The organism is Micromonospora sp. NPDC049201 (genome assembly GCF_055586805.1).
Map to the genome: position 1 here is coordinate 206388 of NZ_JBVJHM010000006.1, position 21690 is coordinate 228077.

At 73.3% G+C, this 21690-nt stretch carries 18 protein-coding genes; 8 read left to right on the forward strand and 10 right to left on the reverse strand.

The features are described 5' to 3' along the window. Positions 1 to 19 precede the first annotated feature (19 nt). Complete coding sequence (locus ACZ6O5_RS15100; protein WP_465977507.1) at positions 20 to 1030, reverse strand: Acg family FMN-binding oxidoreductase; 1011 nt, start codon at positions 1028 to 1030, stop codon at positions 20 to 22. A 170-nt stretch (positions 1031 to 1200) separates the two neighbouring features. Here ACZ6O5_RS15100 and ACZ6O5_RS15105 point away from each other — a divergent pair, with 170 nt between their 5' ends. Further along, the gene (locus ACZ6O5_RS15105; protein ID WP_465977509.1) at positions 1201 to 3540 is read left to right on the forward strand and encodes a heavy metal translocating P-type ATPase; all 2340 of its coding nucleotides are present in this window, start codon (positions 1201 to 1203) and stop codon (positions 3538 to 3540) included. 47 nt (positions 3541 to 3587) lie between these two features. On the opposite strand, the gene ACZ6O5_RS15110 is transcribed toward ACZ6O5_RS15105, so the two are convergent. From ACZ6O5_RS15110 to ACZ6O5_RS15135, 6 genes are all read right to left on the reverse strand, one after another. Further along, complete coding sequence (locus ACZ6O5_RS15110) at positions 3588 to 4451, reverse strand: universal stress protein (RefSeq protein WP_281935144.1); 864 nt, start codon at positions 4449 to 4451, stop codon at positions 3588 to 3590. After that, the gene (locus ACZ6O5_RS15115) at positions 4448 to 6850 is read right to left on the reverse strand and encodes a phosphoketolase family protein (RefSeq protein ID WP_465977511.1); all 2403 of its coding nucleotides are present in this window, start codon (positions 6848 to 6850) and stop codon (positions 4448 to 4450) included. Before ACZ6O5_RS15115 ends, ACZ6O5_RS15110 begins: the two co-directional genes overlap by 4 nt. A gap of 128 nt (positions 6851 to 6978) precedes the next feature. Then, positions 6979 to 7809: a universal stress protein gene (locus ACZ6O5_RS15120; protein ID WP_465977513.1), complete on the reverse strand. Its 831-nt coding sequence runs from the start codon at positions 7807 to 7809 to the stop codon at positions 6979 to 6981. Between the two features lie 66 nt (positions 7810 to 7875). Beyond that, the gene (locus ACZ6O5_RS15125; RefSeq protein ID WP_465977515.1) at positions 7876 to 8700 is read right to left on the reverse strand and encodes an oxidoreductase; all 825 of its coding nucleotides are present in this window, start codon (positions 8698 to 8700) and stop codon (positions 7876 to 7878) included. Continuing rightward, positions 8697 to 9260, reverse strand: coding sequence for a TetR/AcrR family transcriptional regulator (locus ACZ6O5_RS15130; RefSeq protein WP_465977517.1), 564 nt, complete (start codon positions 9258 to 9260; stop codon positions 8697 to 8699). The genes ACZ6O5_RS15125 and ACZ6O5_RS15130 overlap by 4 nt, the downstream gene beginning before the upstream one ends. 65 nt (positions 9261 to 9325) lie before the next feature. Next, complete coding sequence (locus ACZ6O5_RS15135) at positions 9326 to 10126, reverse strand: PP2C family protein-serine/threonine phosphatase (RefSeq protein ID WP_465977519.1); 801 nt, start codon at positions 10124 to 10126, stop codon at positions 9326 to 9328. 102 nt (positions 10127 to 10228) lie between these two features. On the opposite strand from ACZ6O5_RS15135, the gene ACZ6O5_RS15140 reads away from it, so the two are divergent. The 6 genes from ACZ6O5_RS15140 (at position 10229) to ACZ6O5_RS15165 (ending at position 15548) form a co-directional block, all read left to right on the forward strand. Further along, entirely contained in the window at positions 10229 to 10465 is a 237-nt protein-coding gene (locus ACZ6O5_RS15140; protein ID WP_107159391.1) for an HTH domain-containing protein, read from the forward strand. Beyond that, positions 10465 to 11040, forward strand: coding sequence for a Clp protease N-terminal domain-containing protein (locus tag ACZ6O5_RS15145; protein ID WP_465977521.1), 576 nt, complete (start codon positions 10465 to 10467; stop codon positions 11038 to 11040). The genes ACZ6O5_RS15140 and ACZ6O5_RS15145 overlap by 1 nt, the downstream gene beginning before the upstream one ends. A 91-nt stretch (positions 11041 to 11131) precedes the next feature. Then, entirely contained in the window at positions 11132 to 12139 is a 1008-nt protein-coding gene (locus ACZ6O5_RS15150; protein ID WP_465977523.1) for a diacylglycerol/lipid kinase family protein, read from the forward strand. Continuing rightward, entirely contained in the window at positions 12132 to 13133 is a 1002-nt protein-coding gene (locus ACZ6O5_RS15155) for a YihY/virulence factor BrkB family protein (RefSeq protein ID WP_465977525.1), read from the forward strand. Before ACZ6O5_RS15150 ends, ACZ6O5_RS15155 begins: the two co-directional genes overlap by 8 nt. Before the next feature lie 76 nt (positions 13134 to 13209). Next, positions 13210 to 14700 (forward strand): phosphatase PAP2 family protein, encoded by a 1491-nt coding sequence (locus ACZ6O5_RS15160; protein WP_465977527.1) that lies wholly within the window; start codon positions 13210 to 13212, stop codon positions 14698 to 14700. A gap of 8 nt (positions 14701 to 14708) precedes the next feature. After that, on the forward strand, positions 14709 to 15548 hold the full coding sequence (locus ACZ6O5_RS15165; protein ID WP_465977529.1) for an endonuclease/exonuclease/phosphatase family protein: 840 nt from the start codon (positions 14709 to 14711) through the stop codon (positions 15546 to 15548). 38 nt (positions 15549 to 15586) lie between these two features. Here the strand turns inward: ACZ6O5_RS15165 and ACZ6O5_RS15170 are convergent, their stop codons facing one another. After that, positions 15587 to 16222, reverse strand: coding sequence for a GAP family protein (locus ACZ6O5_RS15170; RefSeq protein WP_465977531.1), 636 nt, complete (start codon positions 16220 to 16222; stop codon positions 15587 to 15589). Between the two features lie 224 nt (positions 16223 to 16446). Then, positions 16447 to 17409, reverse strand: a complete 963-nt coding sequence (locus ACZ6O5_RS15175; RefSeq protein WP_281935123.1) for a TIGR03557 family F420-dependent LLM class oxidoreductase — start codon at positions 17407 to 17409, stop codon at positions 16447 to 16449. A 298-nt stretch (positions 17410 to 17707) separates the two neighbouring features. On the opposite strand from ACZ6O5_RS15175, the gene ACZ6O5_RS15180 reads away from it, so the two are divergent. Next, positions 17708 to 19090 carry a cellulase family glycosylhydrolase gene (locus ACZ6O5_RS15180; RefSeq protein ID WP_465977533.1) on the forward strand — a complete coding sequence of 461 codons (1383 nt, stop codon included), beginning with the start codon at positions 17708 to 17710 and terminating at the stop codon, positions 19088 to 19090. A gap of 94 nt (positions 19091 to 19184) precedes the next feature. On the opposite strand, the gene ACZ6O5_RS15185 is transcribed toward ACZ6O5_RS15180, so the two are convergent. Further along, positions 19185 to 21671, reverse strand: a complete 2487-nt coding sequence (locus ACZ6O5_RS15185) for a tetratricopeptide repeat protein (RefSeq protein WP_465977535.1) — start codon at positions 21669 to 21671, stop codon at positions 19185 to 19187. Positions 21672 to 21690 lie beyond the last annotated feature (19 nt).

Sequence of the window (21690 nt, forward strand, 5' to 3'; positions counted from 1 at the left end):
GCCGCCGCCGACGAGACCGTCAGGACTGCTGGTCGCGGACCGCCGACGTGTCGACGGTCTGCGCGGCGTCCAGCCGCGGGGTGTGCGGCGGCCCGGCGTGCTCCGGGTCGGCCAGCCCGAGCCGCATGCTCAGGTAGGGGTGGCCCAGGCCGGCCAGCGTCTGCCGGAGCACCTCGCGGGTGCCGTCAACCTCGACCACGCCGGAGAGCGGCACCAACGACACCCCGTGCCGGGTGGCTTCGAGCCAGGCGGCGGAGAGCGCCTCACCGGCGCGCAGCCAGCTCAGCGGCTCGTCCTCGGCGCCCCAGAGGATGGCGTAGACGGCGGCCTTGTCGTGGCCGGGGCCGATCGGCAGCGAGCCGGGGGTGCCGAAGTCGCGGCCCGGCACGGTGGTCTGCGCCGCCTGGTCGGGCAGCACCTCCGGCGGCAGGCCGGTGCCGGTGCCGGCCCGGTTCGTCCAGTACGCCAGCTCCTCGCGCAGCTCCAGGCTGTCCGCCTCGACGGCGGCGGCCTGCTGGGCGGCGCCGGCCAGCTCGATCTTCTGCATGTCGTCGAGGATCTGCAGGTCGACGCCCTCCCGGGTGGCGGCCCGGTCGATGTCGCCCAGCACGGCGGCGGGGATCGGCTCGTCGCTGACCGGACGCCGGTCGGTGTGCCGCACCCGCATGCACTGCACCAGGCGCATCGCGTCCGGGTCGGCGCCGGTGTGCCGCAGCCCGGTGAGCCGGGCCATCAGGTCGGGCTGGTGCGGGTCGGGCAGGCGCTCCACCACCGGCGTCCAGCCCTCGGCGGCCAGCGCCACCCGGGCGTGGTGCAGCGCCGCGCCGCAGCTCACCACCAGCAGCCGGCCCTCCGGGTCCATGGCGCTGAGGTGCCGCTCCCGGACCACCCGCAGCTCCAGCGCGTCCGGCAGCACCGTCCAGTGCCAGGGCTGGGTGTTGTGCACCGACGGGGCGTGGCCGGCCGTCCCGGCGGCCTCCGCGAGCGCGGTGGTCAGCGGGCGATCGGTAGCCGGCGTCTCGTGGCTCATCGTCACGACCTTTCCTGTTTCTCCCCATCGTGCCCCACGCCCGGGAGGCCCGGGTGGGGTTGCCGCTCCATCCTCGGGCATGTCGGATCGGGTCGCACGGGGTCCTTCGGCCCCCCGGATTACCCGCGTTCGCCCTGCCTGCCCCGCTTCGGCACTGAGACGATCCGCACGTGGGGACCGAACCGCGCGAATGCGTACCCGAACGGCCGGCCCGCCCTCGACGGGCCGCGACCGCCGAGTGGGCCCCGTTGGCGCTGCTCACGCTCGCCGTGCTGGGCGGCGCCGCGGCGTGGTTCGCGGGCGCGCGGGGCGCGGCCGACCTGGTCTGGGCCGCGGTCACCGTGGTGGCGCTCGCGCCGGCCGCCTGGACCATGCTGCGCCAACTGTGGCGCCGGGAGTTCGGGGTGGACGTCATCGCGGTGCTGGCGCTGCTCGGCGCGTTGCTGGTGCGGGAGTACCTGGCCGGCGCCGTGATCGCGGTGATGGTGGCCACCGGGCGGGCGCTGGAGGAGTACGCCCGGCGCCGGGCCACCCGCGACCTGCGGGCGCTGCTGGAACGGGCGCCCCGGCGGGCGCGGCGGCGCACCGCGGACGGCGGGATCGAGGTGGTGCCGCTGGACCGGGTCGTCGCCGGTGACCGGCTGGTGGTCGGCCCCGGTGACGTGGTGCCGGTGGACGGCACGGTCGAGGAGGCGGCCACGCTCGACGAGTCGGTGGTGACCGGCGAGTCCCGGCTGGTCGGCCGCGCCGTGGGGGAGCAGGTGGCCAGCGGCGTGGTCAACGCCGGCGCCGGCTTCGGGCTGCGGGCCGACCGCAACGCGGCGGAGAGCACGTACGCCGGCATCGTCCGGCTGGCCGGGGAGGCCACCGCGCGCAAGGCCCCGATGGTGCGGCTGGCCGACCGGTACGCGGCCGGGTTCGTGCCGTTCACGCTGCTGCTCGCCGGCCTGGCGTGGCTGCTGTCCGGCGAGTTCGTGCGGGCGGTGGCGGTGCTGGTGGTGGCCACCCCGTGCCCGCTGCTGCTGGCCACCCCGATCGCGGTGGTCTCCGGGCTGTCCCGGGTGGCCCGCCGGGGCGTGCTGGTGCGCGACGGCGGTTCGCTGGAGCAGCTCGGCCGCGCCCGTACCCTGCTGCTGGACAAGACCGGCACGCTCACCGCCGGCCGGCCCCGGGCCGCGGAGACGGTGGTCGCGCCGGGCGGCGACCGGGACGAGGTGCTGCGGCTGGCGGCGTCCGTCGAGCAGCTCTCGCCGCACGTGCTGGCCGCCGCGCTGGTCCGGCAGGCCCGCGAGCGGGGGTTGCCGCTGGCCGGGCCGACCGACGTGACCGAGGAGCCGGGACGCGGCGTCACCGGCCGGGTCGACGGCCGGACGGTGCGGGTCGGCCAGCTCGACGGCGAGCCGCCGGCGTGGGCGGACCGGGTCCGGGACCGGGCCGAGCGGGCCGGCCGGTCCACGGTCTGGGTCAGCGACGAGCACGGGCCGTTGGGCGCGATCCTGCTGGAGGACCCGGTCCGCCCGGACGCCCGGCGGACCGTGCGGCGGCTGCGCGAGGCGGGGCTGACCCGGCTGGTGATGGTGACCGGCGACCGTCCGCGTACGGCCCGGCAGGTCGCCCAGGTGGTCGGCGTGGACGACGTGATCGCGCGTTGCGCGCCGGCGGAGAAGGCCGACCGGGTACGCGCGGAGTCGGCGCGGGCGGTGACCGTGATGGTCGGCGACGGCGTCAACGACGCCCCGGCGTTGGCCGAGGCGCACGTCGGGGTGGCGATGGGCGCCACCGGGGCGACCGCCTCCGCCGACGTGGCCGACGCGGTGCTCACCGTGGACCGGCTGGACCGGCTCGCCGACGCCGTCGAGATCGCCCGGTACGCCCGCCGAATCGCGGTGCAGAGCGCCACCGTCGGCATGGGCCTGGCGGTGTTGGCGATGCTGGTGGCCGCCGCCGGCCGGCTGCCCCCGGTCGCCGGCGCGTTCCTCCAGGAGGGCATCGACGTGCTGGTGATCCTCAACGCGCTGCGGGCGCTCGGCGGCGGGCTGCGGCAACGGGAGGTGCCGGCGCACACCCGGGAGCTGCTCGACCGGTACGAACGCGAGCACGGCGGCGTCCGGGACGTGCTGGCCCGGTTGCGGGACACCGCCGACCTGGTGGCGACCCGCCCGGACGACCCGGGGTGCGTGCCGGCGGTGCGGGACGTGCACCGGCGCCTGGTCGACGAGGTGCTGCCGCACGAGGCGGCCGAGGAACGGCAGCTCTACCCGGCGCTGGCCGGCCCGCTCGGCAGCGACGAGGCGACCTCGACGATGAGCCGGGCGCACGTGGAGATCGTCCGGCTGGTGGAGCGGATCGGCGGGCACCTGGCGGCGCTGGACGGCGGACTGCCCGCCGAGGAGGTGCCCGACCTGCTCGCCGCGCTGTACGGCCTGGACGCGGTGCTGCGCCTGCACCTGGCCCAGGAGGAGGAGGACTACTTCTCGCTCAACCCGTCCGACGGGCCGGCCGGGCGTTAACCGGGGCCCCCTGCTCTGCCCAAGGCGTTAACAGGGGGCCCCGCCTTTCACTCCCGGACCACGGCGACGGGGCAGTGGGCGTGCTGGATGAGCTGCTGGCTGACCGAGCCGAGCAGCATGCCGCGCAGCCCGCCCCGGCCCCGGCTGCCGACCACCACGAGCTGCGCCGCCCGGCTCGCCTCCACCAGCAGCGACGCCGCGCTGCCGGGCACCGCCGAGATCTCCACCGGCACGTCCGGGAAGGTCTCCCGCCACGGCGCCAGCTCCGCCTCGGCGGCGGTCCGCTCGCCGGCGGCGACGTCCTCCGGGTCGAAGTCCGGCGGCACCCACCGGTCACCCGGCGGCTCCCAGACCCGCAGCACCCGCAGCGGCACGTCCCGCTGGGCGGCCCGCTCCACGGCGAAGCCGAGCGCCCGCAGCGCCGAGGGGGAGCCGTCCGAGCCGACCACCACCGGCCCGGACGTGGCGGCCTGGCCGTCGCGGACCACCACCACCGGGCAGTGGGCGTGCGCGCTGACCGAGACCGCGGTGGAGCCGGCGAGCAGTCCGCCGAAGCCGCCGTGCCCCCGGCTGCCGAGCACCAGCATCCCGGCCCCGGTGGAGCGTTCCTGCAACACCAGCGCGGGCGGGCCGTCGAACACCTCGCCGTGCACGGTGATGCCGGGCCGCTCGGCGGCGGCGTCCGCCGCCGCCTTGCGGACCAGTTCCTCGACCTGCCGGCGGGCGTTCTCGTCCGGCCAGATGCCCGGGGCCACGCCGGGGCCGATCCAGCCGGCCACCGTCAACCACTCGAAGACGTACGCCAGCCGCACCGGCCGGCCCGACCGGCCCGCCTCGTCCAGCGCCCAGTTCAGGGCCACCGACGCGTCGGTCGAGCCGTCGTAGCCGACCACGATCTCCTCATTGCTCATGCGTCACCCTTTACGGCCGGGTCGGTCTCGCGGATCCAGCGCCACTCGACGACCCGGGGGTCGTCCTCGCCGTACTCGCGGGTGTGGTCGCGGCAGGCCTGGCGCGCGTCCACCATCTCCTGGCGCAGGTGCGCGGCGCGCGAGCGCAGCCCCGGCACCCGGTCGATGGTGTCGATGACCAGGTGGAAGCGGTCCAGGTCGTTGAGCATCACCATGTCGAACGGCGTGGTGGTGGTGCCCTCCTCCTTGTAGCCGCGCACGTGCAGGTTCTCGTGGTTGGCCCGGCGGTAGGTGAGCCGGTGGATCAGCCACGGATAGCCGTGGTAGGCGAAGATGACCGGCTTGTCGCGGGTGAAGATGGTGTCGAACTCGTTGTCCGGCAGGCCGTGCGGGTGCTCCGAGGGCGGTTGCAGGCGCATCAGGTCGACCACGTTGACCACCCGCACCCTCAGGTCGGGCAGGTGCCGGCGCAGCAGGTCGGCGGCGGCGAGCGTCTCCAGCGTCGGCACGTCGCCGGCGCAGGCGAGCACCACGTCCGGCTCGGCGCCGTCGTCGGTGCTGGCCCAGTCCCAGATGCCCAGGCCGCGGCGGCAGTGCTGGACCGCCTCCTCCATGGTCAGCCAGTTCGGCGCCGGCTGCTTCCCGGCCACCACCACGTTGATGTAGTGCCGGCTGCGCAGGCAGTGGTCCATGGTGGAGAGCAGCGTGTTGGCGTCCGGCGGCAGGTAGACGCGGACCACCTCGGCCTTCTTGTTGACCACGTGGTCGATGAAGCCGGGGTCCTGGTGCGAGAAGCCGTTGTGGTCCTGCCGCCAGACGTGGCTGGAGAGCAGGTAGTTCAGCGAGGCGATCGGTTCCCGCCAGGGGATGTGCCGGGTCACCTTGAGCCACTTGGCGTGCTGGTTGACCATCGAGTCGACGATGTGGATGAACGCCTCGTAGCTGGTGAAGATGCCGTGCCGGCCGGTCAGCAGGTAGCCCTCCAACCAGCCCTCGCAGAGATGCTCGGAGAGCACCTCCATCACCCGGCCGTCGGGGGAGAGGTGGTCGTCGCCGGGTTGCCGGCGGCCGACGAACGCCCGGTCGGTGACCTCGAACGCCGCGCCGAGCCGGTTCGAGGCGACCTCGTCCGGGCCGAACAGGCGGAACGTCTGCGGGTTGCGGGCGATCACGTCGCGTACCCAGGGGCCGAGCGTGCCGGTGGCCCCGGCCACCGTGCCGCCGGGCTCCTCGACGTCGACGCCGTAGTCGCGGAAGTCCGGCAGCTCCAGGTCGCGCAGCAGCTTGCCGCCGTTGGCCACCGGGTTGGCGCTCATCCGCCGGTCGCCGGTGGGTGGCAGCGCGGCCAGCTCGGCGACCGGGCCGCCGGTGGCGTCGAACAGCTCCTCCGGCCGGTAGCTGCGCAGCCAGCGCTCCAGCTCGGCCAGGTGCGCCGGGTTGTCACGTACCTCCGCGACCGGCACCTGGTGGGCGCGGAACGTGCCCTCGACCTGCTTGCCGTCCACCTCCGCCGGACCGGTCCAGCCCTTCGGCGTCCGCAGCACGATCATCGGCCAGCGGGGACGCTCGACGTCGCCGCCGGAGCGGGCCCGGCGCTGGATCTCGGCGATCTCGTCGACCGCCCGGTCCAGCGTCGCGGCGAGCAGTTGGTGCACCGTCGCCGGGTCGTCGCCCTCGACCAGGTACGGCTGGTAGCCGTAGCCGCGCATCAGGTCGCGCAGGTCGTCGGCGGGGATCCGGTCCAGTACCGTCGGGTTGGCGATCTTGTAGCCGTTGAGGTGCAGGATCGGCAGCACCGCCCCGTCCCGCGCCGGGTTCAGGAACACGTTGGACAGCCAGCTCCCGGCCAGCGGGCCGGTCTCCGCCTCGCCGTCGCCGATCACGCAGGCGACCAGCAGGTCCGGGTTGTCGAACGCGGCCCCGTACGCGTGGCTCAGCGCGTACCCCAGCTCGCCGCCCTCGTGGATCGAGCCGGGCACCTCCGGCGCCACGTGGCTGGGGATGCCGCCGGGGAAGGAGAACTGGCGGAACAGCCGCTGCATGCCGGCCTCGTCGCGCGGGATGTGGTGGTACAGCTCGCTGTAGGTGCCCTCCAGCCAGGTGTTGGCGACCAGCGCGGGGCCGCCGTGGCCGGGGCCGGTGACGAAGATGGCGGAGAGGTCCCGGTCGACGATGACGCGGTTGAGGTGCGTGTAGAGCAGGTTGAGGCCGGGGCTGGTGCCCCAGTGGCCGAGCAGCCGGGGCTTGACGTGCTCGGGCCTGAGCGGCTCGCGGAGCAGCGGGTTGTCGAGCAGGTAGATCTGCCCCACGGTCAGGTAGTTCGCGGCCCGCCAGTAGGCGTCCAGCCGGCGCAACTCGTCGTCGGTCAGGGGGCTGTGCAGGTCCAGCGCGGTGTCCATGCGACGTTGGCCTCTCGCGGCTCGGGGTCGGCTGCCACTCGGGGCGGAACCCTCCGTCCCCGGCCCGTCCACCCTCGCCTCCGGGCGGGGGTGTCGGTCAGGGCCGTAGGTCCCGGGTCGGGCGGGCGTCATGCCCCCTCCCGGGCGCCCGGGTCGAGCCCCCGGACGACGATCAGCGGGGCCGGCGAGTGGTAGAGCAGGGCCTGGCTGACCTCGCCCAGACTGGACCGCACCGGCCCGTCGCCGCGCGCGCCGACCACCGCGAGCTGCGCCGACCGGGAGCGGTCGAGCAGGACGTCGGCGGGTTCACCGCGGACGGTCTGGCAGTTGGCGGCCACCCGGGGGTGCCGGACGGCCTGCCGGTTGACCGCCGCTTCCAGCAGGCCGTCGTCGGTGTCGCGGCGCTCCGGTTCGACCACCCGGACGGCGAGCAGCCGGGCGCCCCGGCGTTCGGCGCAGTCGAAGGCGTACCCGAGCGTGTGGTGGGCGCCCGGCGAGCCGTCGTAGCCGACCAGCAGCGGCCCGGGCGGGGCCGGCTCGGAGCGGCCGATCAGGACCGGACAGCCGGCGCGGGCGGCCAGCTCGACGGCGGGCGCGTCGGCCGGTACGCAGGCCGGGCAGGTGGAGCTGCCGCCGTCACCGAGCGCGACCAGGAAGGCGGTGCCGGCGGCCCGCAGCAGCGCCTCGACCGGCGAGCCCTCGACGATCTCGCCGCTGACCGGCACCCCCGGCGCGGTGTCGGCGGCGAGCTGGCCGGCCTGCTCCAGCATGCGTTCGGCGTCGACGCGGGTGCCGCCGGCCGGGGCGGGGCCGCCGGTCGCGGCCCAGTTGAACGCGTGCAGCAGGTGCAGCGGCCGGTCGTGCGCGGCGGCCTCGCCGGCGGCCGTGCGGACCACCGTCAGCGCCTCCGTCGACCGGCCGACGCCGACCACCACCGCGCCGTGGCTGGGTGCGGCCATTCCGGCTCACCTCCCGACGGGGTTCTTCACCCACGGTAGTCGGGTGGCCGGGTCGGCCGGACCGGGTCAGCGGAACTGGAGGCGGTTGACCGCGTCGAAGAACCGGGCGCCGAACAGCCGGCGAGTGTGCACCATCGCCCAGGCGGCGGCGGTGACCAGGTAGCGGGTGCGGGGGCGGCGGGCCAGCACGGCCCGCTCGATCACCCGGGCCACCGCCTCCGGCGGTGCGGCGAGCGCCGGGTTCCGGTAGGACTTCGCCATCGACGCGTCGACCGCGGCCACCATCCGGCGGTACGGCCCGGTCGGCTCGGTGCCGGCGCCGAGCGAGGACGCGGCGACCGCGCCGAAGCCGGTGCGGATCAGGCCCGGCTCGACGACCGCCACGTCCACCCCGAACGGCCGCACCTCCTGGCGCAGCGCGTCGGAGATCGCCTCCACCGCGTACTTGCTGGCGTGGTAGTAGCCGCCGCCGGGGAAGACCAGCCGGCCACCCATCGAGCTGATGTTGACGATCCGGCCCCGGCCGGCCCGGCGCATGCCGGGCAGCACGAGCTGGGTGAGCCGGGCGAGCCCGAAGACGTTGGTCTCGAACTGGGCCCGCACCCGGTCCATCGGGGACTCCTCGATCGGGCCGTACTCGCCGTAGCCGGCGTTGTTGATCAGCACGTCGACCTGGCCGTGTGCGGCTTCGACCGCGGCGACGGCGGCACGCATGGACGCCTCGTCGGTCACGTCGAGGGCGAGCAGCCGGGCGCCGGTGTCGGCCAGGTCGGCGATCGCGTCGACCTTGCGGGCGGTGGCGTACACGGTGAGGTCGGGCCGGCGGGCGAGCCGCGCGACGGTGGCCCGGCCGATGCCGGAGGAGGTGCCGGTGATCAGGACGGTGGTCATGCGTGGTCTCCCGGAGAGGTCAGGCCGGCGACGAGCAGCGCGACGCCGTCGCGCAGCCGCTGCCGGGGCAGGTCGGGGTCGGTGAGGTCGGCCTCCAGGCCGCGGGTGAGCGCGACGAGCACGTCAGCCACCGCGCGGGCCCGGGGCCCGGCGGCGTCCGCCAGCGTGCCGGCCACCAGGTCGGTCATCTCGGCGGTGTACGCCTCGACGAGGTCGCCGGTGAGCTTGCCGCTGGCGTCGAGCAGCTCGGTGGCGTGCGGGCTGTCCCGGTGCAGCGTGAGCGTGAGTTCCAGCTTGGCGGCGAGCACGTCGTGCAGCCGGTCGGCCAGCTCGCCGCCGGGGGTGGCGGCGGCCTGCCGGGCCCGGTCGAGCGTGTCGGCGAAGAGCCGTTCGGCCAGTCGCCGGTAGGCGTCGTTCTTGTTGCGCACGTACTGGTAGACCGCCGGCCGGGACATGCCGGCGGCGGCGGCGATGTCGTCCATGGTGGTGCGCCGCATCCCGTGCCGGGTGAAGCACGCGTACGCGGCGGCCAGGATCGTCTCCAACCGGTCGTTCGACATGCTGACAAGTTTTGCACAAAACGTCAGGACGTCAATCGTGTCCCCGGTCACGCCGGAGGGGGTGTTCAGCGGGGGGCGGGCAGGGCGGGGTGCACGCGCACCACGACGGCGGTGGCGTTGTCCGCGCCGCCGGCCGCCAGGGTGGCGTCCAGCAGTGCCCGGACCGTCCGCGCCGGCTCCTGACGGGCGGCCAGCAGGTCCCGGAGCCGGTGGTAGCCGAGCTGGTCGCTGACCCCGTCGGTGCAGAGCAGCCAGGTGTCCCCGCGACGCAGCGGGACGGCGAGCAGGTCCGGTTCCGGCTGGTCCGGGTGCCCGACGTAGCGCAGCAGTTGGTAGCGGGCCCGGGCCGCCTCCGGGGAGTCGGCCGGCCACCAGCCGTGCAGCAGCCCCAGCCAGGCCAGGGTGTGGTCCACCGTGACCAGCTCCAGCAGCCCGTCGCGCAGCCGGTACGCCCGCGAGTCGCCGAGGTGCACGAGCCAGCCCCGGTCGCCGTCCGGCTCGACCACCAGCGCGGTGAGCGTGCACCCGGTCAGCCCCGCGCGCGTGGCGCCGGCCCGGCGGACCCGGCGCTGGGTCTCGGCGGCGGCGGCGTGCAGCCCGGCGGCGTCGACGACCGGCCACCCGGCGCGGACCCGCCCGACGAACGTCTGCGTCGCGGTCGCGCCGGCTGCCCGGCTGCCCTCGCCCTCGCCCATGCCGTCGCAGACCACGGCCAGCGGCAGTTCCTCGTCGACGTGCAGCACGTCGTAGTTCGCCGGATAGCGGTGCCCGACCACGCTGCCGCCGGCGACCTCCAGCGTGAGTCGCCCGGCGGTCAGTCGGCGGGTGGCCTCGACCGGTCGGTCCGGTGGGCGGCGGTGGAACACCAGCGGACCGTAGCACCGGCACGGGCGGCGAACGGGCAGGTCAGGGCGTGTCTCGTGTCAACCGGGGTTGACGCCATGGCGCTGTCAACCTACATTGACAGTATGAGTCAGGCAACGGAACTCGCGGCGGCCGCCGGCAGCACCGACCCGAAGGTCGGCCTGCGGGCCGTGCTCGCCCTGCGCCGGCTGCTCGAACGGCTCGAGGTGGTCCAGGTGGACAACGCCCGGCGACAGGGCTGGTCCTGGCAGGAGATCGCCGACGCGCTCGAGGTCAGCCGACAGGCGGTCCACAAGAAGCACGCCGGACGGCCGGCGGTGCGCGAAAGCTGGGAGGCGTGATGTTCGAACGATTCACCGACCGGGCCCGGGCCGTGGTGCACCACGCGCTCGTCGAGGCACAGACCGAGGGCCGGCGGCCGGTCGGCACCGAGCACCTGCTGCTCGGCGTGCTCGCCGACCGCGACAACCTGGCGGTTCGGCTGCTGTCGGCCGACGGCGTCGACGCCGACGCGCTGCGCGCGGCGGTGGCCCGCCACACCGCGCAGGGCGTCGACGGGCTCGGCGCGGCGGACGCGGCGGCGCTGCGCGAGATCGGCATCGACCTGGCCGCCATCGTGGCCCGGATCGAGGAGTCGTTCGGCCCGGACGCGCTCCGCGAGGCGACACCGCGCCCGCGCCGGTGGTGGCGTCGCCGGCCCGACAGCGGCCGGTTCTCGCCCCGGGCCAAGAAGGTGCTGGAGCTGTCGCTGCGCGAGGCGCTCCGGCTGCGCCACCGGCACATCGGCACCGAGCACATCCTGCTCGGCCTGCTCCGGGAGGGCGACGGCCTGGCCGCGCAGGTGCTCACCGAGGCCGGCGTCGACGTCGACGACCTGCGGCGACGGGTCGACGCGGCACTGCGCGAGGCGGCCTGACCCCCCGCCGGAATCCAAACCTGATTGCGGTCCTCGCAACGACCCCGCCCGCCGGCTCGCCGCCGCGCCCGGTGTCCTGCACACTGACGCCGTGGACGGTGCAGACGACAAGCTTCCGGTGACCGCCGAGAACCGGACCCCGCGCTCGGCCGTGGTGGTGAACCCGGTGAAGGTGGCCGACCTCGACGAGTTCCGGCGGATCGTGGACGGCGCGCTCGACGCGGCCGGCTGGCCGGCCCCGACCTGGTACGAGACCACGGTCGAGGACCCGGGCCGCGGCCAGGCGGAGGAGGCGGTGAAGGCCGGCGCCGAGGTGGTCTTCGCCTGCGGCGGCGACGGCACCGTGATGGCCTGCGTGACCGCGCTGGCCGGCACCGACGTGGCGCTGGCCGTGCTGCCCCAGGGCACCGGCAACCTGCTCGCCGCCAACCTCGGCCTCTCCAACGACCTGGCCGCCGGGCTGGAGGTCGCCGTCGAGCGCGGAATGCGCCGACTCGACGTCGGCGTGGTCGACGACAAGTGTTTCGCGGTGATGGCCGGGATGGGCTTCGACGCCCAGATGCTCGACTCCACCTCCGAGACCACCAAGAAGCGGATCGGCTGGCCGGCCTACCTGGTCGGCGCCGCCCGCCACCTGCGGGACCGGCCGATGCGGGTCTCGGTCCGGATCGACGGCCGGGCGCCGGTGCGCCGCCGGGCCCGCTCGGTCCTGGTGGCCAACGTCGGCCGGCTCCAGGGCGGGGTGCGCCTGCTCACCGACGCCGAGCCGGACGACGGCTGGCTCGACGTGGCGGTGCTGACCCCGCGCACGCTCGGCCACTGGGTCGCCATGGGCTGGGCGCTGGTGCGCCGCACCGGCAGCGTGCCCCGGATGGAGGTGTTCCGGGCCCGCACCGTCGAGATCGCCAGCAACCGGGCCCAGCCCCGGCAGCTCGACGGCGACCTGATCGAGCCGGGCCGCTCGCTCACCGCCACCATCCGACCCGAGTCGCTCTGGCTCTGCGTGCCACGCCCGGCGGACCACCCCGACCTGGCGGAGGACGCCAAGGCCGCCGCCGAGCGCGGCGAGCGTCTGATCGACGAGGCGCGCCGTGAGTAGCACCAAGCTCGTCCCCGAGACGCGGTTGATGGCCGAGAACGAGCTGTCCGCCGACGACGCCTGGCGCACGCTGCGCCGGCACGGCGGCTGGTCCCTGCTGCGGGACGCGTTCATCCGGTTCCGCTACGGCGACGGCTTCAGCCACTCCCGAGCCCTGGCGTTGCAGCTCTGCCTCGCCGTGGTGCCGTTCCTGATCGCGCTCACCGGCCTGATCACCGACCTCGGCGCGGACGAGGGCGGCAAGGTCGTCGCCGACACGGTGCTGGCGATCACGCCGGGTCAGAGCGAGACCATGGTGCAGGAGCTGCTGACCGACTCCGACCGCACCGAGGACGCCGGCGAACTGGCGCTGACCCTCGGTCTGATCACCGGCCTGGTCGCGTTGACCACCACGATGGCGCAGATCGAGCGCGGCGCCAACCGGATCTACGGCGTCGAGCGGGACCGTCCGGCGTTCCCCAAGTACGTCCGCGCCGCCGTCCTCGCGGTGGTCGCCGGCGTGCCCGCGCTGATCGGGTTCCTGATCCTGGTCGGCGGCGGCGCGCTGGGCGACTCGGTGCGCCGGCACTACGAGTGGGGCGAGGGTGCCACCGTCGTCTGGGACGTGATCCGCTGGCCGCTCAGCCTCGGCCTGACCGTGCTCGCCGTGGCGGTGCTGTTCCGGCACACGCCCCGACGCAAGCAACCCGGCCTGTCCTGGCTCTTCTTCGGCGCCGGCATCGCCATCGCGCTGTGGTGGCTGGCCAGCCTGCTGCTCGCCGCGTACGTCAAGTACAGCGGCGGTTTCGGCCAGACCTACGGCGCGTTGACCGGCATGATGGCGCTGCTGCTCTGGGCCAACCTCACCGGCATGGCGCTCTTCGGCGGGCTGGCCTTCGCCGCCCAGTTGGAGGCCATGCGGATCGGGGTGGAGGAGCCGGCCCAGCCGGATCTGTGGCAGCCGGAGGCGCAACGCGAGGAGTTGTTCGACACCGGGGAGATGACCGCGCTCTGACGCCGCGCCGACGCGGCGTGTGAGAGCCACGCCGATCGGGTACAGCGCGCCTCGCAGAAGAAAAGGGAGGTGCGGTGTGACCGCGGTCAAGGAAGCCGGGCGCCGGCCGCTCGGCCACTTCGCCGAGCGGAGCCTGGTCGGGCTGCTCGCGGTGGCCGGCGCGGGCGTCGCCTTCGGCGTGCTGCTCATGCTCGTCCGGTTCCGCTGGAGCCCGCTCCAGGACGCCGACCACGCGGCGGCCGAGTGGTTCAACAACCTCGTGGCCCCGCACCACCCGCTGGTCACCGTGCTCCAGGCGATCACCGACCTGGGCGGTCGACCGGTGCTGATCTGGCTGATCACCATCGCGGTGGTGGGCCTGCTGATCCGCCGCCAGTCCCGGCTGGCGGTCTACCTGATCGTCACCGGCGTGGGCGGGCTGATCCTCGACCCGTCGCTCAAGGCGCTGGTGGGGCGGCTGCGCCCGGTGGTGGACGTGCCGATCGCCAGCGCCCCCGGCAACAGCTTCCCCAGCGGCCACGCGCTCGGTTCGTTCGTCGCGTACGGCGCGCTGCTGCTGGTGTTCCTGCCGGCCATGGCGCCCCGCTGGCGCAAGCCGGCCATCGCCATCGCCGCCGTGCTGGTCTTCCTGGTCGGGCTGACCCGGATCGCGCTGGGCGTGCACTTCGTGTCGGACGTGCTCGGCGGCTGGCTGCTCGGCGCGGCCTGGCTGGGCGTCACCGCGTACGCGTTCCGGCTGTGGCGACGCGAGCGCGGCCGGCCGGTGCCGCCGCTGAGCGAGGGCCTGGAGCCCGAGGCGGGCGAGGAGATCAAGCCCGCCCCGGCCGAGGAGAAGGTGCTGGAGCATCCCCGCTCCGCGGTGGCCGAGCTGCTGGTCGGCTGGGTGATCGTCTTCGGCGTGCTGTACGCCTTCGGCATGTACGTCAGCTACCACGCCAAGGGCACGTTCTTCGACACGCTCGACACCGAGGTCCCGCGCTGGTTCGCCGCCCGGCACACCGACGCGCTCACCGACCTGAGCTGGTGGTGGAGCAAGTTCGGCGACACGCACGCCATCCTGCTGGTCTCGCTGGTGTTCTGCCCGATCGTGCTGGCCCTGTGGCGCCGCTGGCGGCCGGTGCTGTTCGTGGTGCTGGCCATGTTCGGCGAGCTGAGCCTGTTCCTGGCCAGCGCCCGGGTGGTGGAGCGGCCCCGCCCGCCGGTGGAGAACCTGGACGGCCAGATGCCCACCTCGTCGTTCCCGTCCGGGCACATCGCGGCGACCATCTGCCTCTGGGTCGCCATGGCGATCATCGTGTTCCCGCGTACCGACCGCTGGTGGCGGTGGCTGTTCGTGGCGATGGCCGTGATCATGCCGGTCGGCGTGGCGACCTCCCGGATGTACCGGGGCATGCACCACCCGACCGACTTCATGGGCGCGATCCTGCTCGGCGCGCTCTGGCTGTCGCTGCTCTGGTGGGTGATCCGGCCCAACGCCGACGTCGCCCAGGGCAACCAGCCGGCGATCGAGTCCGAGCAGGTGGACGAGCTGGACGACGAACTGGCCAAGGCCGGTCGGCCGGACTGACGACGACGATGCTGCGGGTGATGACCTGGAACATCCGCACCGGCGGTCGGGACCGTGACGGCACCGACCGCCGGGACCGGATCGTCTCGGTCGTCACCGCGCAGCGCCCGGACGTGCTGGCCCTCCAGGAGCTGCGCGGGCTGGACCGCACGCTGGGCGGGTTGGCGGAGCGGACAGGTCTGGTGCCGTACCTGGCCCGGTCCTGCTTCGGCCAGCCGGTGGCGGTGCTGGTCCGTCCGCCGCTGCGGGTGCTGGCCGCCGGGCGGGTCCGCCGGCCGTTCCACCACGCCGCCGCCCTGGTGCGGGTGGCCACCGGGGCGGGGCCGCTGACCGTGTTCAGCACCCACCTGAACCCCTGGTCGGGCGCGCGGCGGCGGATCGAGGCGGGCTGGCTGGCGGCGGCCGTGCGGCGGGCCGGGGGAGAGCTGGCCCTGCTCGCCGGGGACCTGAACACGCTGGAGCCGGCCGTCGACCACACCGCCCGGCTGGCCGGGCTCGCCGCCGCGTACCGGCGTCGGCACCTGCGCCGCGACGGCCGTACCGTGGACACCCGCGCGGTGGCCCGGCTGCTCGACGGCGGCCTGGTGGATCTCTGGCCGCGCTCCGGCGGTGACGGGCCGGGCGGGCTGACGGTGCCGACCGGCCACGGCGGCGCGGAGTTCGCCGGGATGCGGTTGGACTACCTGCTCGCCACGCCGCCCCTGGCCGACCGGTTGGTGGCGGTCCGCGTGATCCGCGACGCGGCGGCCGACACCGCCTCCGACCACTACCCCGTCCTGGCCGAGCTGGACCTCACGCCCGTGCAGAGCCCTGTTTCAGGGAAAGCGTGGTCATCCGGGGCCGGATAGCCACGCTTTCCGTGAATTCGGCCCCCCGGGCGTGCGGGTTAGGCGAGGTCGGACAGGATGATGGCTACGAAGATTGCGATGACCAGCTCGCTGATGATCCAGGAGTGGGCGTTGGACCAGTCGCGGATCTTCGGCAGCAGCCGGCCGGCGCGTGCGCCCAGCAGCACGAGCCCGAGCAGCGGCAGCGCCAGCAGCAGCACGGTGAGGACCAGGAACGGCAGCAGGTGCCACCACGGCTTGTCGTGCCCGGCCAGGCTGCCGGCGACCGACGCCATGGTGACCTCGTCGCTGGGCATGGCGAGGAACAGCAGCAGGCCCAGGCCGAACGCGAACGCGGGCTTCGGGTCCTCCAGCCTGCGCATCCAACCCGGAGGCTGGTTCCGCTTCCGGCGCAGGAACGTGACCACCATGAGCACGAGCAGCAGCGCCAGCACGATCCAGTCGATCAGGTGCCGGCTGCCGCTGTCCTTCGTGTCGTTGCCGGCGGAGTGCCGGACCAGCCGGAACACGGCATACCAGATCGTCAGCGGCACCAGCGTGCCCAGCGCCGCGCCCGCCAGGTACGCCACCGAGCTGCGCCGCGGGTCGCGGCTGGCGGCCAGGAAGATCGCGCTGACGAGCTGCGGACCGGCGACCATCACGAACGCCAGCGGCAGCACGGTCAGCAGGTTCATGCCCTCATTCTGTTGCCGCCCGATCGGGGTCGCGGCCGGTTCTAGAGGATCAGGTTGAGCAGCACGGTCAGCACCACCGAGGCCACAATCGAGAAGAGGATCATCAGGAGACAGCCGAACCCGCCGCCGGCGGGCCGGATCTCGGTGTTTCCGATGCGCATGACGTCAGCTCCTCGGAACGACGGCCGGGCGGTGCCGCGGCTTGCGGCACCGCCCGAAACCGGTCACAGCTCGCGCAGCCGGGGCAGCAGCTCCTCCTGGGCCCAGTCGAGGAACATCGGCTGACGGTCGCCGCCGACCTGGACCAGCGCCACGTGGGTGAAGCCGGCGTCGACGAACTTCTTGAACGCCTCGACGTGCCGTTCGACGTCCGGGCCGCAGGAGATGCCCTCGGCCACGTCCTCCTCGCGGACGAACTGGGTGGCCGCGTCGAACGCGTCCGGGTTGGGCAGGTCCGCGTTGACCTTCCAGCCCATGCCGAACCAGCGGAACTGGTCGTGCACGATCTTGCGGCACTCGTCCTCGTCGGGGCCGTAGCAGATGGCCACCTGGCCGTAGCGGGGGCGACCCGCGCCGCCGGCCTCCTCGTACATGTCGACGAGGTGGGACAGCGGGTCGGTGGCGATCATGGCGTCCGCGTACTCGGCGGCGAGCGTGGCGGACTGCCGGCCGGACGCCGCCACCGCCATCGGCACCGGCCGTTCGGGCCGGTCCCAGACATACGCGTCGGGCACGTCGAAGTGGTTGCCGGAGAACGTCAGCGTCTCGCCGTTGAGCAGCGGCCGGATGATCTGCAACGCCTCCTCGAACATCTCGTGCCGCTGCTGCACGTGCGGCCAGCCGCCGACCACGTGCTCGTTGAGGTTCTCCCCGGCGCCGAGGCCGAGCGTGAACCGCCCGTCCGACAGCACCCCGATGGTGCTGGCCTTCTGCGCCACCACCGCCGGGTGGTAGCGGCGGATCGGGCAGGTGACGAACGACAGCAGCTCCGGCCGGGTGGTGGCGTGGGCGACCGCGCCGAGCACCGACCAGGCGTACGGCGAGTGGCCCTGCGACTCCAGCCACGGATAGTAGTGGTCGGACATGACCAGGTGGTCGAAGCCGGCGGCCTCGGCGCGCACGGCGTGGTCGACCAGTTCCTTCGGACCGGCCTGCTCGCACATCAGGGTGTAGCCGACGTTCACCATGGCGCCTCTCCTCCCGGGGTGGATCGTCCCCGGATACCCCGTCGGGAGCGTGTCAACCTTGACGAGTGGTTCGAGGCTGCCTACAGTCCGCTTAACCGGTTCAGACCGGAGAGGCGCACCATCCTGTGGTGGGGATGACCGCCCCTGTGGCGGCCCGTGACGACGCGGGCCGCCACAGGACTTAACCGGTTGCCTTCAGAGGTTCATCGGCCTACGCTGATGCCGGCGTCCGGGACCGTCATCACCATCACCGCACCCCCACACGGGCACGGGGGAGATCTCCCTTCAGAGGACAGCCATGAAGAAAATGCTCTCCGCCGCGGGCGTCGCCCTGCTGACGGCGCTCACCGCCGTCTTCGCCTTCGGGCAGCCGGCGCAGGCCGCGACCGGGTTCTCCGTCTCCAACGGTCGGCTCTACGACGCCAACGGCACCGAGTTCGTGATGCGCGGCGTCAACCACGCGCACACCTGGTACCCGCAGCAGACCAGCTCGTTCGCCAACATCAAGGCCCTCGGCGCCAACACGGTCCGGGTGGTGCTGGCCAGCGGTGACCGCTGGACGAAGAACAGCGCCGCCGACGTGGCCAACGTGATCTCACTGTGCAAGGCCAACCGGCTCATCTGCGTGCTGGAGGTGCACGACACCACCGGTTACGGCGAGGACGGCGCCGCCACCACGCTGGCCAAGGCGACCGACTACTGGCTGAGCATCGCCGACGTGCTCAAGGGCCAGGAGAAGTACGTCATCGTCAACATCGGCAACGAGCCGTTCGGCAACCAGGGCTACAGCGCCTGGACCACCGACACCTCGAACGCGATCAAGCGGCTGCGCGCCGGCGGCCTCACCCACACCATCATGGTGGACGCGCCGAACTGGGGCCAGGACTGGTCGTTCACCATGCGCGACAACGCCGGCACCGTCTTCAACGCCGACCCGCAGCGCAACACCGTCTTCTCCATCCACATGTACGGCGTGTTCGACACCGCCGCCGAGATCAGCGACTACCTGGGCCGGTTCCGCACCGCCGGGCTGCCCATCGTGGTCGGTGAGTTCGGCTTCAACCACTCCGACGGCAACCCCGACGAGGACGCCATCATGTCCTACGCCCAGACCAACCGGATCGGCTACCTCGGCTGGTCCTGGAGCGGCAACGGCGGCGGCGTGGAATACCTGGACATGACCACCGGCTTCAACCCGGCCCAGCTCACCACCTGGGGCCAGCGCATCTTCAACGGCGCCAACGGCATCGCCGCCACCTCCCGCGAGGCGTCGGTCTACTCGGGCAGCTCGCCGAGCCCGACCACCAGCCCCAGCCCCACCACCAGCCCCAGCCCGACCCCGACCCCGACCCCGACCCCGCCGCCGACCACCACGCCCCCGCCGACCGGTGGCTGCACCGCCACCCTCACCGTCGTCAACTCGTGGCAGGGCGGCTTCCAGGGCGACGTCAAGGTGACCGCCGGTTCCGCCGCGATCACCGGCTGGAGGGCGACGTGGACCTTCGCCAACGGCCAGACCGTCAGCCAGGCGTGGAACGCCACGGTCAGCGGCAGCGGGTCGGCGTGGACCGCCCGCAACGTCGACTACAACGGCCGGCTCGGCGCCGGCGCCAGCACCACGTTCGGCTTCATCGGCAACGGCAGCGCCGCCACCCCGGCGGTGACCTGCTCCGCGAGCTGACCGACCGCGCATCGGGTGGCCGGGTCTGCACGGACCCGGCCACCTTTCTTCGCGTACGCGGTCAGCTCAGGTCGTAGTGCGAATAAGTGTGGTGTCAACGGCGACGCGCCGAGTCCAGACTTCTACGCACGGTTGCGGTCCTTGGATGGTCGGCCCCCAACACTCGCTCGCAGTCCGCGAGGGTTCGTTCGTAGAGGGTGATGGCTTGTGCGACGCGTCCGGCCGACAGATATGCGTACGCCAAATTGTTGCGGCAGGCCAGATTATCCGGGTGGTCCGCGCTGCGAACCCGTTCGCTGTCGGCGAGAGTCTGCTCGAAGAGGGCTATGGCTATTACGTGGTGGCCCATGGATTGGTAGCTGTGAGCCAGTCCATCGCGGGAAATGAAGGTGGTCGGGTGGCCAGGGCCGAGAACCCGTTGGCTGTCAGCGAGGGCCTGCTTCAAGAGGTTGACGGCTTGTTCGACGTGTCCCACCGAGTCGTAGGCGTTGGCGAGGCTGACGCGGGAGCCGATAGTGCTCGGATGGTCGGTACCGAGGATCCGAATGCGGTCAGCGAGTGTTTGTACGTGCAGGGTGATGGCTTCTTCGAAGCGACCTGCCGACATGAATGCGTTGGCCAAGTTATAGCGGGAGGAGAGGGTGTTCGGGTGGTCGGGGCCCAGAACACGGCTGCTTTGGGCGAGTGTCTGCTCATGAAGGCTGATCGCTTGCTCGGTGCGGCTCGCTGACTGGTAGGCGTAGGCCAGGTCATTGCGTGATGCCAAGGTATTCGGGTGATCGGGCCCGAAGACCCGCTCGCTGTCGACGAGGGTCTTTTCATAGAGCGCGATGGCTTGTTCAGAACGGCCTGACGAGTCGTAGCCGCTGGCGAGCCTGTTACGGGAGGCCAGGGTGTCCGGGTGGTCGGGGCCGAGGACCCGCTCGCGGTCCGCTAGCGTCTGCTCATGCAGGGTAACGGCCTGCTCGACGTCGCCGGCCAACTCATAAGCGCTAGCCAGGTTGCTGCGGGACGTCAGCGTGTGCGGGTGATCGAACCCCAGGCTTCGTTCACAGTCGGCGAGGGTCTGCCTCTGAAGGGCGATGGCGCGGTTGAGGTCACCAACCTCTTGCAGCGAGTCCGCCGCCCAGAAGAGCGGCACCAGCAGCAGAGGCACGGGGTTCGCGGAGTTGCCGTACAAGGCTAGGAGGTGGGCCACGAGTTCGTCGACTTCGGCACGGCGCTGGGCAACCTGTGGATAGGGAAGGTTGTTGGTGAGCAGGCTCAATAGTCCCGCCGCGGCAGCAATCGCGTCCGCCAGCGGTGGTGTGGCGTCTGCTCTGGCGGCGAGGTGGCGAATCACCCGGGCGGTCAACCGGTGCACTGCCACGACTACCCGGTCCCGACCGCGCTCGTCCTCCGCCACGCCCCCGAGCGTGACGAGTGACGCCCCGGCGAGCAGGTCCAGCGCTCGCCCCGCCCCGCCGGCCAGCCCCAACGCGTCCGCGCCGGCGTCGAGCAGCTCCCGACTGATGCCGTCCGGGGACAAGAGAGCCAGCACCGTCAGCAGGCGTACCGCGTCCCCGCTCGGATCGTCCGCGACGAGACCCGCCACGCTCAGTTGGGTGGCCTTGAGCACCCCGGGATGATCGGTGCCGGCCTGCCGGCGCAGGGTCGCGTCCAGGCCCTGCCTGTCCAACGCGTCCAGGTAGCCGCGGTACGACAGCTTGTTGCGCACGATGTACGCGGCGGCCTGTGCCAGCCCCAACGGCAACCAGCCCAACTGCTCGCCGACCTCGCCGGCATCCGGGCCGTCAGCCAGCCCAGTCGCGTCCCGCAGGAACCGTCGCCCCTGCTCCGGGCTGAACAGGCCCACTGGTACGACGGCGACGCCGGGCATGGCCGCGAACTCCTGCCGGTTGCTGGTGATCAGCACCGTCGCGCCGCCGGGGCCGGGTAGGTACGGCGCCACGTCGTCCGGGTCGTCGACGTTGTCGAACACCACCAACTGCCGGCCCCGTCGGCCTTCGCTGAGCCACCGGGTCACCGCCGTCGCCAGCTCGTGTGGCGTCTGGTCGGCCCCGCTCCGGAGTCCGACATGTTCGGCCAACAGGGCCAGCTCGGCGGTGGGTCCACCCTCGGCGTTGAGCCACGCCACCAGGTCGTAGCCGTCCTCGGCGCACTGCCGCGCGTACGCGGCGGCCAACTGCGACTTGCCTACGCCGCGCTGCCCGGCGAGCGCCACCAGGGCGGCGCGGCCCTGGCCCTTCAGCGCCCACCGCAGCGCCCGGACTTCTGCCGGTCGGTTCTGGAAGTGCCACGCCACGCGGGGCACCGCGCCGAACACCCGCGACGAGTCGGGGCCGCTCTTATGTGCTGTCCGGGCGGGCCTGAGCGCAGCCAGGAGGGGTGGCACGAACATCGTCGCCAGTGCGGCCAGCGCGCCGGAGACGACCGCCACTGGCGTCTTCCCGTCGGCGACCAGCGACCAGCCAATCAGCGCCGCCGTCGCTCCGACCACCACGACCAGCAGCCCTCGGCGCAGCCACCGTCCCCAATGCACGGACACCACCGCACCGTACCCACTGTCATCAACCGGCAACAGGCGGACCGGGTGAGGT